Origin of the sequence: Lentilactobacillus parakefiri (assembly GCF_002157585.1) — a bacterium.
GTDB classification, from domain to species: Bacteria; Bacillota; Bacilli; order Lactobacillales; family Lactobacillaceae; genus Lentilactobacillus; species Lentilactobacillus parakefiri.
This window is the reverse complement of record NZ_BDGB01000065.1, coordinates 1-16021: the sequence shown is the minus strand read 5'-3', so window position 1 is coordinate 16021 and position 16021 is coordinate 1. Positions and strand designations below refer to the sequence as shown.

The 16021-nt window shown below is 44.8% G+C and carries 9 protein-coding genes, 1 rRNA gene and 1 pseudogene; 6 read left to right on the top strand and 5 right to left on the bottom strand.

Annotation, left to right across the window (positions count from 1 at the left end; all coding sequences use genetic code 11):
- The first annotated feature begins 1 nt into the window (after position 1).
- Positions 2 to 355, top strand: a complete 354-nt coding sequence (locus tag LPKJCM_RS07010) for a hypothetical protein (RefSeq protein ID WP_057961460.1) — start codon at positions 2 to 4, stop codon at positions 353 to 355.
- Positions 356 to 672: 317 nt separating this feature from the next.
- Here LPKJCM_RS07010 and LPKJCM_RS07005 read toward each other — a convergent pair whose 3' ends face one another.
- Positions 673 to 1434 carry an acetoin reductase gene (locus tag LPKJCM_RS07005; RefSeq protein WP_057961461.1) on the bottom strand — a complete coding sequence of 254 codons (762 nt, stop codon included), beginning with the start codon at positions 1432 to 1434 and terminating at the stop codon, positions 673 to 675.
- A 1091-nt stretch (positions 1435 to 2525) separates the two neighbouring features.
- On the opposite strand from LPKJCM_RS07005, the gene LPKJCM_RS07000 reads away from it, so the two are divergent.
- The 3 genes and pseudogenes from LPKJCM_RS07000 to LPKJCM_RS06990 all read left to right on the top strand — a co-directional run bounded on the left by LPKJCM_RS07000 (position 2526) and on the right by LPKJCM_RS06990 (position 11013).
- A complete protein-coding gene (locus LPKJCM_RS07000) occupies positions 2526 to 6086 on the top strand; it encodes a PD-(D/E)XK nuclease family protein (protein ID WP_057961462.1) in 3561 nt (1186 codons plus the stop codon).
- A complete protein-coding gene (gene addA, locus LPKJCM_RS06995; protein WP_057961463.1) occupies positions 6076 to 9834 on the top strand; it encodes a helicase-exonuclease AddAB subunit AddA in 3759 nt (1252 codons plus the stop codon). The genes LPKJCM_RS07000 and addA overlap by 11 nt, the downstream gene beginning before the upstream one ends.
- 33 nt (positions 9835 to 9867) lie before the next feature.
- Positions 9868 to 11013 (top strand): annotated as a pseudogene (locus LPKJCM_RS06990) (trans-sulfuration enzyme family protein).
- A 95-nt stretch (positions 11014 to 11108) separates the two neighbouring features.
- Here LPKJCM_RS06990 and LPKJCM_RS06985 read toward each other — a convergent pair.
- The 3 genes from LPKJCM_RS06985 to LPKJCM_RS06975 all read right to left on the bottom strand — a co-directional run bounded on the left by LPKJCM_RS06985 (position 11109) and on the right by LPKJCM_RS06975 (position 12260).
- Positions 11109 to 11300: a hypothetical protein gene (locus LPKJCM_RS06985; protein ID WP_057961464.1), complete on the bottom strand. Its 192-nt coding sequence runs from the start codon at positions 11298 to 11300 to the stop codon at positions 11109 to 11111.
- A gap of 41 nt (positions 11301 to 11341) precedes the next feature.
- The gene (locus tag LPKJCM_RS06980) at positions 11342 to 11875 is read right to left on the bottom strand and encodes a GNAT family N-acetyltransferase (protein WP_057961465.1); all 534 of its coding nucleotides are present in this window, start codon (positions 11873 to 11875) and stop codon (positions 11342 to 11344) included.
- Positions 11876 to 12065: 190 nt separating this feature from the next.
- Positions 12066 to 12260 carry a CsbD family protein gene (locus LPKJCM_RS06975; RefSeq protein WP_057961466.1) on the bottom strand — a complete coding sequence of 65 codons (195 nt, stop codon included), beginning with the start codon at positions 12258 to 12260 and terminating at the stop codon, positions 12066 to 12068.
- Between the two features lie 172 nt (positions 12261 to 12432).
- Between LPKJCM_RS06975 and LPKJCM_RS06970 the strand changes: the two genes are divergently transcribed.
- Entirely contained in the window at positions 12433 to 14019 is a 1587-nt protein-coding gene (locus LPKJCM_RS06970) for a hypothetical protein (protein ID WP_057961467.1), read from the top strand.
- A gap of 65 nt (positions 14020 to 14084) precedes the next feature.
- Here the strand turns inward: LPKJCM_RS06970 and LPKJCM_RS06965 are convergent, their stop codons facing one another.
- A complete protein-coding gene (locus LPKJCM_RS06965; RefSeq protein ID WP_057961468.1) occupies positions 14085 to 15263 on the bottom strand; it encodes a thiolase family protein in 1179 nt (392 codons plus the stop codon).
- 496 nt (positions 15264 to 15759) lie between these two features.
- Here LPKJCM_RS06965 and LPKJCM_RS06960 point away from each other — a divergent pair.
- Positions 15760 to 16021: ribosomal RNA gene (locus LPKJCM_RS06960) — 16S ribosomal RNA — on the top strand; the annotation flags it as partial.

Here is a 16021-nt window from a genome sequence, read left to right as displayed (position 1 = left end):
GATGGCAATTAAACTTGAAGCAGAACAAATCCAGCAGTTAAAAAATCAGTTGGAAGAAGCAAACCGGAATTCTCACTTCGTCATTATTTCGGCAATTTCAAAAAAAGAACACAGTGGCGTTAACATGGTGACTGACTGGAACAACTTTTTGAAAATGAAATCGACAAATAGTGAGAACTTTGACTTTCATGTCATTCGAGACATTTTGCCAATTACAACCAACTTGGTTTATTGGGCGGTTGCCCAGCAAAACCTGCACACTCTGACGACTCAGGGGGACCAGGATGAGCAGGCAGTGGATGACTTGGAGTTTTATACCAATAAAGTGATGGAAGAAAATAAGGTGCGGGCGTAAATGACAGTGGGACTTAAAGCGGTTAGTTTCCAGAATATAAGCCAGCAATCCGAATATCCTGGGTTTGGATATTTGGATTGCTGGCTTATATGGCCGGAAACTGCTTTAATTCCCACGTTTCTGCTATGAAACATTTGAAATAATCAAGTACGGGGGGAACAATAATTATTTTTGCCCCAGCCTCGTAAATGCCTGGGCAAACGAAAAGCGCCAAAACACGGGTGTTCGACTGATGTGTTTTGGCGCTTTTTGACGATCATTATCGACCTGGATTTTGCCTGCAACGACCGGCTGATCCAAGTGATCAAATGACAATATCAAACAAACTGAATACCACCATCGACGATAATCGTCTGGCCAGTAATGTAGTCGGACTTTGGATCTGCCAAGAATGAGACCAGGTTGGCGACGTCTGCTGGGGTTTCGCCACGGCCAAGTGCAATACTATCAATGTTCTTTTGCAGTGTTTCACCAATTGGAACGTTGTAGATCTTAGCCATTTCTGCATCAATTTGGTCCCACATCTTAGTGAGTACAATTCCAGGTGCGTAACTATTGACCGTGATTTTGTCTTTGGCGAGCTCCTGAGCAGCTACTTGCGTGAGGCCCCGAACAGCAAATTTAGTTGCGGAGTACGGCCCAAGCAACTCGAATCCTTGATGTCCGGCGATCGATGACGCACTGATAATTTTCCCGCCGGTGCCTTGTTTCTTAAATTGGGTTGCGGCTGCTTGCATACCAAACAAAACACCTTTGATATTAACCGCCATAATTTGGTCAAAGTCTTCTTCTTTGACATCGAGAATCGTGCCGATTTTGGCAATTCCGGCATTGTTAACCAAAACATTCAGCTGACCATAATCAGCAACGACTTGATCGATCAAGTCAAAGACACTTTGCTTCTTGGAAACATCAACATAGTAGCCTTTGGCGTTGTTCCCAATGGCTTCAGCAACTTTGTTCGCATTTTGCTCATTCATGTCAGCAACTGCAACCGTCAAGCCGTCTTGTGACAGCTGACGAGCGATTCCTTCACCGATACCTTGACCGGCACCAGTAACAATTGCGATTCTTGCCATAATTTTTATCCCCCTATGGACTCTAACGGCCTTCATTCACAAGATTATTTTCAAAGAAAGCTCATTTTTGTAAGCGATAACAAAACTGCTGCCATGCGCTTTCTATATGGTGTATTTAAGCATATTATGATTTTGAATACAAACATTGTGAAGGTTAATTATTTATGAAGTGTGGGGGGATTAGCAGTTAGTTTTTAGCTCAGCAATATTGAGAAGACGGAAAGGCCGGAGCAAAGCATTCAGCTTCGTTCCGACCTTTTTGTATCGTTTGCGGTGTTGTTGTTCAATTGTTGCTTCATCAAAAACGCTTTGGATGGCTAGGTAACAATCTGCCTCGCTTACTTGTTACGTTTTCTGTTTCTGGGCTACTTTGGAAACTGTGTCCACTATGTTACATTTGGCCAAGGACACGTTTGTTAGGTCCTTTTGAGATCCCTTCGGCTTTTAAAATACGCTCCGACGGGCCAGACCCTAACTTCCAAGGGTACTTTGATTAAAGCCCCAAGCCTAGGGACTTCAATCAAAGTACCCTTGGAAACCGGGCCAACCAGCCCTCGTCGCGCTCTGTCGAAATGTGCTACACAGACCAGCTTCCTCCGCTTTATCCAACATTGAGTCTTGATGCAAAAAGCGCATCAAAACTCATTGTTAAATAAATGCTCAGAAGCTAACCGGTCTGTTTCGCACTCTGTTCTGTATGTACACCCGGAATTCACCGGGCGTTATTAGGAGTAGGGCCTATCAGTATTTGAACTTGAAAGATATATTGGGGGTAGATCGTAAATTCGTGCTTCCGATACTTAATCGTGGAATTGCACTGGTAGGCTCTCTAACAAGATCAATGCAAGCATAAAGCTTTCATTTAGGTCAAATAGATGGATGTAATCTACATCCAACATTCATAATAGACCCTTTTTATTAATGTTCAATGATAACGCCCTGGGAATTCACAAGGGATTTTGATGAATCCCCGATCCCTTGTGGAGAGCGCAATCAGTACTACAATTCAATTAAAAAGTTCGTACTCATCTTCACTGAGCAGGCCGAGTGGACTATGGTAAAATTAAATTAATTTTAAAGAGGTGAGAGCAGTGACCCTTCAGTTTGTTTTAGGTCAGGCAGGTCTTGATCATCAAGCTAAAATGATTGAGATTCTGCAGCAGCAAAAATCAGACAAGCCAAACGACCAGTTTTTCTATTTGGTTCCTAACCACATTAAGTTCGAATCAGAAGTGAGCATTTTAAAACAACTTGGTGACCCCAACCAAATCACCACTGCTCAAAGTGATGTTCAGGTATTATCCTTTACTCGATTAGCATGGTTCTTCCTCCGCAACACGCCGGAGTATCAAAAGCAGCGAATCAGCAGTGCCGGTATTAATATGCTGCTGTACCAAATTATTGTCGATCATAAAGATCAATTGGTGCTATTCGCCCACGAAATTCACAATCCTGGGTTTATCGATCAGATTGCCGAACAAATTGCCGAAATGCAGGCCGGTAATGTGTTGCCTGAGGACCTGCTTGAAATGCTGCAGCGCCCAGACAGCACGATTACCAATGATCTTCGCGATAAGCTGCATGATTTTTCACTGATTTATTCGCAGTACGTCAAGCGGGTTTCTGAGAACTATTTTGACAGTCATACCGTCTTGAATCTACTGAGCACGAAACTTCGGGATATTGATTTGAGTGACTATCACATCTATATTGACGGTTTCTCCAAGTTCACTGCACAGGAATGTGGACTGGTTCAAACATTAATTGCTCAATCTGCTTCAACGACAGTTTCATTAACGTTAGATCGACCATACCCAACGGAACTTCCCGAACAGCCGAATATTTTTTTCCAGTCTGCTAAATTATTCAACCAGCTGTATCGGTTTGCAGCTGACAACCGGGTGCCTTACCTAAAGGCGGTAATGGCAGATCGACCACGGATCTCTGAAGATATCCACAAACTAGAAGATTACTGGATTACTTCCAGCGGCCTGGGCAGTCATCAATTACCTGACCAACTATCACAGGAGTCGGTTCAGATTTATCAAGCTGACAACCTTTATTCAGAACTGGATCAAGTTGCTATAAAGATTCATCAAATGGTCGCTACCGGAAAATACCGGTACTCGGACTTTCTCATCTTGACCCGTCACTTAGACGCGTATCAAAACATTTTAGAGCCAGTTTTCACCACGCAACAGATACCTTATTTTAAGGATATTCAGCAGTCAATGGCCGATCATCCCCTAGTAGAACTGTTAGCGGCGCTATTTGACATCTACGACCCTAATCGGACTCGCAATTATCGTTACGATGACGTCATGCGGTTTTTAAAATCAGAATTAGTCCTGCCAATGATTGATGGTAAGCCGATGGCGATTGACGATTACCGTCAAGCAGTCTCTTTGACCGATAATTTGGTGCTGAAAAATGATTACGCTGACAGCCGGTGGACCCAAAAGGCAGACTGGCAGTACGTTTGGCTGCCTGATAACGATGAGCAACAGCCGACGACGAAAATTAGCGACCAGGATCGGGCAATTTCACGAAAAATTAACGTGATTCGTCATTTGGTCCGGGATTTGCTACCTAGGTTTTACAAGCAATTTTTCAAGGCTCAAACCAACCGGGAAGCCGCTCAGATTCTCTACCAATTTCTAGTCAACGCCGGCGTTATTGATCGGCTCCAAGACTGGCGGGATAAAGCGACTGAGGAGGGGGATATGAATCGTTCCAACCAAATCGAACAGGTTTGGCGGACATTTTCTTCTTTGTTGGATGAGTGCGTCCAGATCCTAGGTGACAAGCCATTTGTCCCGGGTGATTTTTGGTCACTGATTTATGCCGGCTTTGAAGGGGCGGATTACTCACAAATTCCATCCACCTTGGATCAGGTCAGTGTCTCGGAAAGTGGCATGGTTCAGATGAACGATTATCGGGTCACCTTCATGATTGGCGCCAACGATGACAACATGCCGGATCGTTTGGTCAATGAAAATCTCTTTGGCGATGACGATATTAACCAGCTTCAAAGCAATCTAAGCGACGATCAGTATTTAAATGATCCAGCAGAGGTTCAAATGGCCTTTGAACCTTATTTAAATTATTTGGCCTTCATGACTGCTTCCGATAAATTGATCTTCACCTACACCAACAAATTAAATGATGAATCTTCTGTGAAACTTTCACCATATGTTTCACGAATTCAGCATTTCTTTAACCTTAAGATTATCAATAATCCCGCCATTCCAGATGCACAACACGATGTGATGCCATACGTGGGAACTAAACGAGGGACACTTCATCATTTGATTCAAGTCGTTCAGGCCAACTTTGATGTTCATCAGGACCTGAGTGCCGGGTGGGCTGCCATTCTGCAGTCCTTGCGGCAGGACCCGGAAGTTAGCCAGCTGACGGCTAAGCTGCTTAAAAGTATTCATTATACGAATGCGCCCCGGTCATTAGACGACCAAATCATCACGGATCTGTACGGGTCCGAGTTAAATATTTCAATTTCCCAGCTGGAAACCTTCTATAAGAATCCCTATGAATATTTCCTCAAATATGGGTTAAAACTCCAGGAGCGGCCAAAGTTCGAACTATCAACCGCTTCGACGGGAACCTTTTACCATGATGCCATGGATCGGATTATCAAGCAGATTCATGAACAACAGATTGATTTGGCCAGCTTATCTGATCAAGATGTCAGCGACCTGGTCAAAGAAACCGTGGAAAAGATTATCAATGACCCCCAGAACTTTGACTACGTTGTGCTGACGAGTTCCAATCGGATGCAGTATATTTCAATGCAGCTGGAAGCAACGATCCAGCAGATGGTCCGGGCCTTACGTGATCAGCAGAAATTAACGCCGATGCGGCCGCAAAACACTGAGCTGATTTTTGGCCAGCCCAATCAAAAGCAAGCGCTGAATGGCTTGAGCTTTGATTTGCCGGATCATCACCAAGTCAAAGTGCGGGGGAGAATTGACCGGATTGATTCAATGACAACCCAGGATAAGCGCTACTTTGGCATTGTTGACTACAAGTCCTCTGACCGTAAGTTTGATTTTAATGCGGCTTATGACGGAATTTCGATGCAGCTGTTGACGTATCTGGATGTCTTAAAGCACAACTTGGAACGGCTCAATCCCGATGACAAAGACGTTGCTTTGGCCGGCGCCCTGTATCTGCACATTTATAATGCTGTTTTCAAGCCCGATGAAATTAAGAACGCCACGTTTGATGACGCACTGCTAAAGAAACATCGCTATAACGGCATTTTAGTCGACGATTCCGGCTTAATTGATCATCTGGACGAAGACCTTAATAGCGGCTTCTCACCGATTTACCCAATCAGAAAGACGGCGAAGGGATACACTGGCAAAAAATCACTGATTAACCCATTGCAACTGGATGCCTTTCTTAACCACACAGAAAAATTGATCATCGATGCAGCCGAAAAGATTTTTGCTGGTGATGTTCGCCTGTGGCCGTTTAAGCAAGGGCAGACAACGGGGATGCAGTTTACGCCGTACAAATCAATCATGAACTTTGACCCAATCCTGCCTGAGAATCAGTACCGACCAGTGAACAGTGATTCGATTGAAGATATCAAGAAAAAATTAGGGGAGGAAAAGTCCGATGGCATTTAAATACACGGCAGATCAGCTAAAAGCTATTAAAGACCGTCCGGAAGGCAACGTCCTGGTTTCCGCTTCCGCGGGATCCGGCAAGACGCGGGTTTTGGTTGATCGAATCATTGATATGATCAAAAATCAGCATGTCGACGTCGACCAACTCCTCGTGGTGACGTTTACCAACGCCGCTGCCAAAGAGATGCGCCAACGACTTCAGGCAGCTTTGAGGGAAGAATTTAATCAGGCGAAAGAAGCCGAAAAGGGCCGACTGCTGACCCAAATTCAAAAGGTGGCGGTTGCTGATATTACCACAATGGATGCTTATTGTCAGAAATTAGTTGGGAGATACTACTATTTATTAGGGATTGACCCCAATTTCCGCATTTTGGCCGATGACACCGAAAAGCAACTGCTGAAAGACCAAGTGTGGGGGGCTGTTCGAGAAGATCTCTATGGCAGTGATGAAGACGGCTCCTTTGCCCGGCTGACGGAGAACTTCTCTAACGACCGCAGTGATGATGGACTGGCCGAGCTCATTTATCGATTGGATGAGTTCGCCAACGTTACTGATAATCCAGATGGCTGGCTGAACGACGTGACCGCGTTTTATGATCTTGGCGGTAAATCCCTGTATGACAGTGAATTCTATCAGAGAAACGTTGCCCCAAAGATTGATGAAGCTTTCACTAAGCTCAAAATTAATCATCAGTACATGATTAAACTTGCCCAAAACGGTGGCCTGGATAAGGATGAAAAAGTCTTCACCGACCAATTGGAATCCATTGAAGCCCTTCAAAAAGCAATTTCAAACTGCTCATCATTTGACGATGTCTCCAAGTCACTAACCAGCTTCGAATTTGCCAAGCTGCCGAGACTGACCAAGCCAAAGGGCGATCAAAAGCTGTTTCACGGACAAATCAGTGCGATCAACCAGCAGACCAAAAAAGACTTTGGGGCCTTCTGCAGCAAATACTTTGGCATGAGTGAACAGGCCAACGTTGACCTGATGGCAGCTGCTAAAAAACGGGTGGCCAAACTGATTTCGGCAGTGAAAGATTTTCGAACCGCTTACGAGGCAACTAAGCATCAACGCCACTTGATGGAATTTATCGACATTGAGCAGGCTGCCTACCGGATTTTGAACGATGATAGTCAACAGGCCCGCCAAGTCCAAGAAAAACTGCGGCATCAATACTATGAAATCATGACCGATGAGTATCAGGATAATAACCGACTTCAAGATGCTATTTTGAATAAATTGGCTAAAAAAGGCGGTGGTAATCGGTTCATGGTGGGAGATTCTAAACAGTCGATTTATCGATTCCGGCTTGCCGACCCCCAGATGTTCATTCATAAGCAACGTACTTATTCATTAACCGACAATGACAACGAGTTAATCACATTGGCGGATAATTTTCGGTCGACCGAGAACGTCGATAACTTCATCAACCTCATTTTTGAACAAATCATGGATCGGCAAGTTGGCGAAATTGACTATTCGGACGCCAAGCTGCAGTTTGGCGCCAAGTATTATCCAAAAGATGTGAATGCGGACGTTTCGGTGCTGCTGTATAGTCCTAAAAAGCCGTTGGCAGAAGATGAGGAACTGCCTGATGATCAAGTGATGGACGCAGACGTTGGTCAGGTGGAAATCATTGCCCAAAAGATTCGCCAGATGGTTGATGGAAAAGAGCGGGTGGCAGACGGTGATGGCGATCGACCAGTTGACTACGGCGATTTCGCGGTTATTTCACCAACCAGGGGCAGCCAGATTACCATGTCTTCAATTTTTAAAGATTATGGCATTCCGGCTGAAATTACCGGTACCAAGAGCTATCTGAAAACGACCGAAATTCAGGTGATGCTGTCCCTGCTGTCGATTATCGACAATCCCTATCAAGATATTCCTTTGGTGGCGGTGTTGCGGTCACCGGTCGTTGGCCTCGACGAGAATCAGCTGGCCTATTTGCGGATTAATCAAAAGACTGGGAATTATTATGAGTCGGTATTGAAGTTTTACCGGGATTATCAAAACTCTGAGCCCAACCAATATGCCCAGGCCATCTATCCGTTAATCGATACCTTATTCAAGCAGTTGGATCATTTTAAAAATGTTGCCCGCCAAGACGGCTTGGTTGCCTTAATTTGGGACATCTACAACCAGACTGGGTATTTGGATTATGTGGGCGGGATGCCAGGCGGCTATCAGCGTCAGACCAACCTGCATGCTTTGTACGAACGGGCCTTTGACTATGAGAAAAATGGTTTTAAGGGGTTATTCAGATTCGTACTGTTTATTGAACGAATGCAGGCTAGGGATGACGATTTAGCGACGGCGGTACCGAATACCTCTGACAATATGGTCCACGTGATGACGATTCACGGGAGCAAGGGGCTGCAGTTTCCAATTGTTTTCTTGAATGATATTGGGAAGCAATTTAACCAGCAGGACACTATGGGAAGAGCGGTGTTAAACGATCATCTGGGAATTGGGATCTCCTATTTGGACACCAACACCCGAGAGATTCAAGAACCCTTGCAGCGCCAGGCCGTGCTGGACGTGACCAAGAATGCCGGTTTGTCTGAAGAGATGCGGAAACTATACGTTGCCCTGACTAGGGCCGAACAGCGGCTTTTCCTGGTTGGTAAAGTTGATCCAGGGAAAGGCGGGGCTAAAAAATCGACGTTGGATATGCAGTCGATCGTTGAAAGCTGGCAGTCAAAGACGGATGAATCAGCGATCTTATTGCCGATGGCTGAACGCAACAGTGCCAAAAGCTATTTGGACTGGATTGGCCCGGCAATTTCGAGACACCATGATGTGGTTAAGCGCTATGGCGGTGGGCAAGTCGTTAACTTGCTTGCCAATGACCAAAGCGAGCTTCACTTAGACTTTTATGACAATGCGAAGGTGGTTGCAGGAAAGAAACAGGCAGGCCAAGCAACCATTGATCCCAAGGCATGGATCGATCAGCAGGCTCAGGCTGAGCCGGTCTCGGACGTTAATCGTCGGCAGATTAAAGCCGTCATGAATTTTCATTATCCGCATCAGGCCGCAACCCGCACCACCGCGTATCAGTCCGTTTCTGAAATTAAGCGATTGTTTGATGATCCTGACAATGTCCAGTTGGGCAACTATTCGCTGATTGACAGTGATCAGCTGATCAAACCTGGTCGATATACCCAACCAAGTCTGGCAACGCCCAAATTCATCTCAGAAAATGGCACCCGTAAGCCGGCACCAACTGAAATCGGAACGGCGACCCACTTGGTTTTACAGCAGGTTGATTTACATCAGCGGCCAACCAAAGCCAATGTTGTGGAACTGATTGCCAACCTGGTTAAGGCGGGCATTCTCCAGGAGAACGTTGCCCAAGAAATTAACGTAGATGGCATTCTGAGATTTTATGCAAGCCCGGTCGGCATGGTTGTTGTGGCCAATCCAGATACGACTTACCGCGAAGTGCCGTTTTCCCTTTTGATGAAGGCTAAGAATGCCTTCAAGGATTTTGACCAAGATGATCAACAACAGATCTTAATTCACGGAATTATTGACGGCTACGTTGAGTCGGAGCAAGGCGTCGTGTTGTTCGATTATAAGACTGATCGACTGACGCCCAAGACAACGATCAACACGATTCGAGAGCGTTATGAGGGCCAAATCCGGCTATACGCAACTGCCTTGGAACAAATTCTTTCCCAGCCGGTTTCAAAGAAGTACCTGTATCTGTTATCATCAGATCAATTAGTTCCCGTTGAGTAACCTCACCACTTTAGAGAGATAGGAGATTTTTTAATGGTTAAATTTAATACATTACTGGTTCGCGGCGGCCGTCCTAACGACAATTCTACCGGTGCCGTTAACGTGCCAATCTATAATTCATCAACTTTTCGCTACCCCAAGCTGGGGGCGGATGTTAAATGGGACTATGAACGTTCCGGCAACCCAACTCGAGATGCCGTTGAAGACGTTTGTGCCCAGCTGGAAAATGGTGACCGCGGCTTTGCCTTTTCAAGTGGGATGGCTGCCATTCATGCGGCACTAGCACTGTTTAAGCCCGGCGATCACCTGATTATCGGCGATAATATCTACGGGGGCACTTTCCGGTTGGTGAATGATTTTTTAAAACCACGTGGACTGGAATCTACCGAAGTTGATACCCAAGATGTCGATGCGGTTGCGGCGGCTTTTAAATCCAATACCAAAGGTGTCTACTTTGAGCCGGTGACTAACCCACTGCTCAAAGTTTCAAGCGTTAAGCAGATTGCGCAAATTGCTCACGACCACGATGCTTTGGTGGTTGTCGATAATACCTTTTTGACACCCTATCTCCAGCGGCCGTGAGACCTCGGGGCAGATGTGGTACTTCATTCCGCTACCAAGTATTTGGGCGGTCACTCTGATTTTACGGCTGGGATGATCGTGACCAAAACCAAAGAGTTAAGTGATCAAATTTATGCGATTCAAAACACAATTGGCGCGGTCTTGGCACCTCAAGAAGCCAATTTACTTCGCCGTGGTATTCAGACCTTAAACATTCGGATGGATCGGCATATTCAAAATGCCGAGAAAATCATCACCTACCTGCAGGATAATCCTAAAGTTGCCAAAATTTACTACCCAACTGTTGATAAGGGCAGTCAGGATTACCAGATTGTCAGTGATGAAGCCAAGGGTGCCGGCGGGGTGCTCTCCTTTGAGCTTCAGCCCGGATTAGACGCCGCCAAGTTTGTCAATAGTCTTCAACTCATCATTTTGGCGGTTAGCTTGGGTGCTGCTGAAAGCTTGGTCGAAGCGCCGGCATTTATGTCACACTTCGAAATCCCCAAGCCAGAGCGGCTGAAAATGGGGATTAAGGATGAATTGATCCGGTTATCAGTTGGATTGGAAGACGCTGATGACTTGGTTGCTGATTTGGATCAGGCATTTAAGCAAATTTAACTTAAAAAAAAACAAAACAAGCGGCTATCCCAACAATTGGAATGGTCGCTTGTTTTGTGTAAATTCCGGAACCAACACATGATTGGTGCCAATATTTAATTTAGATTAATCACATTGACTAAGATAATTCCCATTACCAGAATCACACCGGCCAGGCCGACTGAGAACTTGGTAAACCATTTTCCATTGACTTTATCGAGCAGGAAGAAGGTAATTCCCAGACAAACCACGCCGATAACGTACATGATGATTAGTGCGGTCTTTACGGCAGCATCATCTTGTGCCATATTATCACCTCATTAACCACATTGTACCCCAAATTGGCTGGTTACCCAATAACCAGTTGGTAGGCGTAACGAGGGGATGCTTCGGTATCTGTTTCAGCCATGTAAATTGTGCCGCGTTTAGTGAACCCATTAGTGGTAATCACGTGCTGCATCCCCAAATTATCGGGATGGGTATCAATTCGGATATCTTTGTAGCCGAAGACGCCGGAAATGGTGATCAGTCCGCTGATCATCTTTTCTGACAGATGTTGGCCACGGAAATTTGATGACATCGCGATTCGATGAATGGCAGTGTAGCGGCCATGAACGCCGTTGACCCACTCGCCATCGTGAATGTTGAGGTAGTTGACATCCAGTCCCTGGTGAAGAGCTGCGGTTCCGGCAATTTTTCCATCTATGATTAAGACATAGGTGATACCGTTATTAACGTCGAACTCCAGGTCTTCAGTAGCAGGATAGCCGTCCTGCCACTGGTCGATACCCTGTTTTTTAAGGTAGGCTTTTGCTTCTTCAATAATTTTTTTAATTTCTGGGAGGTCTTGATTGGTTGCTTGACGTAAGTAAGTTGCTGACATTTTGATTCACATCCCTATTCATATTTCTAATTCAATTGATTAGATCAAAATAACACGAGAGTGAATTATAGAACAATATGATTTACCATGCAATACAAAAGATGTAAAAAGTTTTACTTTCTCATTTTCTAACTCAAAACCCGATACCACGTAGCTTGCAGGTATCGGGTTTCTTATAATTAAGTGGGATTTATTCTTTGTCGTCTAAGGCATCGTTAACTTTTTCCGATGCTTTTTCCTTGGCATCTTCAACCTTGTCTTTGGCTTTCCCAGATGTCTTCTGAGCCTTGCCCTTTAACTTTAACTTATCGTTTCCGGTTACGTCGCCAACGGTTTCTTTGACTTTGCCGATGACTTCATCGGACTTGTTTTTTAGATTTCCCATTAGTTTCACACCCTTTCCTTATCTCTACTATAAGCATACAGAGATTTTTGGCGAATCACAAAAATAACGCCTGTGATTTAAAATGTTACAGAGTGGTAAATTCCCCATTGGGTCGCAATGATTTGCGATCGTTTATGATATTATAGGTGTAATACTAGGGGGTGGTTTCGAAATGAATAAAGTCAGTGCATCGGCAAAAAATTCCGATACCCGTTCGAAACAACAAACAATACTCAGCATGTTGGGGCTGTTGACTTCAAAAGTTTTGGGAGAAAACACATATGCGAAAAGCTCAATTTATTCCGAGGGCATTACCCGGGGATTGCGGTCATTTCTACCTGGTCCATTGCAGCCAAGTGTTTCATTAGCAGAATTTAAAATGTCCAAACCAATGCAGATGGGCTATTTGGCAGCTGCCAAGGACTTAAAACATGTCAGCATTGATCAATTTAACTATATGTCGTTGTGGGCAACCGGCGATGATGACAGTTCGGTCGTCAACCGGGCAGCCGGCACCCAATTTTCTGATTATTTAAGCCAGAGCCAGGCGCCTGACAAGTACATTCTTGGCTATAAAACAGCGGTCATTCAATTTGTTCGGGCAATTGCCGGAGCTGGTGGGGTGGTTTACCGAATTAATTCCGCCTTACAAAACTTGGATTTAAATCAGCAGCAGACACTGGTTAGCCAGTGGTTCGACCACGTGAATGGCTATATGGATGGTGCTTCGCCATTTGAAGTGGTTAACAATCAAACGACAAAGCCATCTGCCGTTGATCAGGCGATTGCCGTGGGCGTTGCTAAAGAGATCAGCGATGGCTTTTTAAACAACCAGCCGATCGGAGACGTTGATCAGCCACTGCTTGGAAATTACTCCTATAATGAAGACGATTTTAGTGATGAACAGGATTTACCAAAAATGATGACAAACACAATCGGCAAAGTTTCACTGACAGAAGACATCAATTTGTTTGTGAACCACACGTTGGCGGGGATGCTCAATGCATTAGGGTCAATTGGGCTGGATGCTTTGATTGATGCAAAATTCAATCAGGCGAATCCTGATTTGGTGGGCGCCGCTGCTACAAGTGCAACCTACCAAGAAACAGTCCTTGAAAAGACCCAAACGGCGATTGAAGCCATCGGCAATTATCTGAATTTGCCCACGTCAGGAGCCGATCTGGCAGAAAAGTTGGCTGTGCTGAACTTAAGCAATGCCGCTAGCGCCAGAAACGCCAAACACCAAAACTATCAACTGCGTTATAGTCGCGTACTGGAAAACGATCGGCCCCAGGTGAATGATCGTGGTGAAACAGTCAAAGTTGCTTATGGGATTTTTGAAACGACTCATCAGATTCTCCAGAATATTTTTCTCACTACCTTGATGGTTCCATATACAATGACTAGAAATCGGCTGCTGGAACAAATTGCGGCTGGGCAGTATACGACACCGCGAAAAGTGCTTGAACCAAGTCTTCAAGTCGAAGCCACACTCTTTGACTACATTGATGCGCTTGCTCGATTCCAAGTTGACCAATTAATCGGTCTGGTTGAACGGGGAAAGAAGGATTATGACGGGATGTCTACTGCTGGAAGCTTCAGTGCTTTTAGCCATTTAATGCGGGTCTATCCGGAAGTCAAAGCAATCAACCCATCGTACGCGGAGATGTCAAAAGCCACCAAGCAAGTGTATTATTGGCTCTATCAATCTTCTTTTAAAGATACGCTGCCCGACAATGAGCGGGCTAAAATTGACTAAAAATAAATAGGATCGTGGGACAAACGCCGTGTGAGCGGGCTTGTCTACGGTCCTCTTTTTTATGATTATAGAAGTTTGATTGCGAGAGCAGATCCCATACCGCCACCCATGCAAAGAGAAGCAATCCCAAATTCCTGATTGGTTCTGCGCAGGTTGTGCAGTAGGGTTGTGACGATGCGGGCACCGGAGTCACCAAGCGGATGGCCCAGTGCCAGTGCCCCGCCATTGACATTGACTTTGCTCAGTGAAATTCCCAAATCACGAACAACCGCGACCGATTGCGCGGCGAAGGCTTCATTGATTTCGTAAAGGTCGATGTCGTTGACCGACATATCAAGCTGGGTAACTAATTTATTAATGGCCAGGTAAGGGGCGTATCCCATCACTTCCGGGTTAATGCCGCGCTCGGCGTAACCCAGCACTTCGGCCATTGGAGAAAGCCCCGATTGGTTTGCTTGATCAGCAGTCATCATCAGCAGGGCAGAAGCACCATCATTTAGCGGTGCACTGTTGCCGGCGGTCACTGTGCCATCAGGTTTAAAAGCAGGTCGAAGTGTGGACAGCTTTTCTAAACTGGTATCGAATCGAATGGATTCATCTGTGGTAACGATGTGAGGTGATTGACCTTGATTGATTTCAATTGGAACAATTTCATTCTCAAAATAATGTTGTTCAGTGGCGTGGGCAGCAAGCTGGTGTGATCGTAATGCGAATGCGTCTTGTTCTTGACGTGAGACATGGTATTGATCGGCAACATTTTCAGCCGTCATTCCCATTGGCTCATTTGTCGCTGAATCATTCAGCCCGTCTCGCTGCAGACCATCATATAGTATGACCGGCCCAAACTTGGTTGTTTTTCTTTGCGACATATCCAAGTAAGGAACATTTGACATGCTTTCGGTTCCACCGGCGATGACGGTATCTGCTTCGCCGAGAAGTAATGCGGATTGGGCTTGATGAATTGCCTGGAGTCCTGAACCGCAGACCTGATTGACTGTAAAAGCAGTTTTGCTTTCTGGAATTTGACTATTCAATTCAATTTGCCGGGCAATATTTTGACCATTTCCAGCCTGAATAGCGTTGCCAAAGATAACTTGATCAACTTGGTCGCCGGAAATGCCGGTGTCTTTAAGTAGGGTGCGGGTGATTGTTGACCCGAGTTGTTCAGCAGTTAATGAAGATAATGAGCCATTTAATTTGCCGATAGCTGATCTTTTGGCATCTATAATTACAATTTTCTTCAAGTGATGATAGTTCCTTTCGCTAAGATTTCAATAGCAAGTATACAGGTTAAAGCCCATTAGTGGGCGGATTAGCTCCGGGCATTAACAATCTTTAACCTTTGTCCGTGTCAATTTATTGAGTTATTTTCAAATTACCTGTTGACCTAGGTCCAAATAGCTGATAGTATATTATTCGTTGCTTCAATGACATGAACACATATACCAATTGCTAATTAAAAAGTTTTTGTTGACTTAGAAGATTGGCTGTTATATAATTATTCTTGCTGTTGAGGCAAGGGACACAAGGATTTAAATAAGCGAACAATTTTAATTGATTCGGCAAAAATGTTTGTGTTTCAATGTAGACCTTTGAAAACTGAACAAAATTTTCGACAAACAAATGTGCAGGGCGTTTCAATTTTTCGAAATTGAAACCAAACATTTGCGAAGTCAATTCGTAAAACAAATAATAAATTTTAAATCATGAGCTATCACAGGCTTATCATTTTAAACCATTTAAGATGAGAGTTTGATCCTGGCTCAGGACGAACGCTGGCGGCGTGCCTAATACATGCAAGTCGAACGCGTCTTGGTTAAAGATTTTAGGTGCTTGCACTTGAAAGATTTAACATTGAGACGAGTGGCGAACTGGTGAGTAACACGTGGGTAACCTGCCCTTGAAGTAGGGGATAACACTTGGAAACAGGTGCTAATACCGTATAACAACCAAAACCACCTGGTTTTGGTTTAAAAGACGGCTTCGGCTGTCACTTTAGGAT

What these genes read in the sequence shown, in the direction of transcription:
- LPKJCM_RS06970 (WP_057961467.1), top strand. Translation starts at nt 12,433, where the DNA reads ATGAATAAAGTCAGTGCATCGGCAAAAAATTCCGATACCCGTTCGAAA.
- LPKJCM_RS06985 (WP_057961464.1), bottom strand. Translation starts at nt 11,300, where the DNA reads ATGGCACAAGATGATGCTGCCGTAAAGACCGCACTAATCATCATGTAC.
- LPKJCM_RS07005 (WP_057961461.1), bottom strand. Translation starts at nt 1,434, where the DNA reads ATGGCAAGAATCGCAATTGTTACTGGTGCCGGTCAAGGTATCGGTGAA.
- LPKJCM_RS06975 (WP_057961466.1), bottom strand. Translation starts at nt 12,260, where the DNA reads ATGGGAAATCTAAAAAACAAGTCCGATGAAGTCATCGGCAAAGTCAAA.
- addA (WP_057961463.1), top strand. Translation starts at nt 6,076, where the DNA reads ATGGCATTTAAATACACGGCAGATCAGCTAAAAGCTATTAAAGACCGT.
- LPKJCM_RS07010 (WP_057961460.1), top strand. Translation starts at nt 2, where the DNA reads ATGGCAATTAAACTTGAAGCAGAACAAATCCAGCAGTTAAAAAATCAG.
- LPKJCM_RS06980 (WP_057961465.1), bottom strand. Translation starts at nt 11,875, where the DNA reads ATGTCAGCAACTTACTTACGTCAAGCAACCAATCAAGACCTCCCAGAA.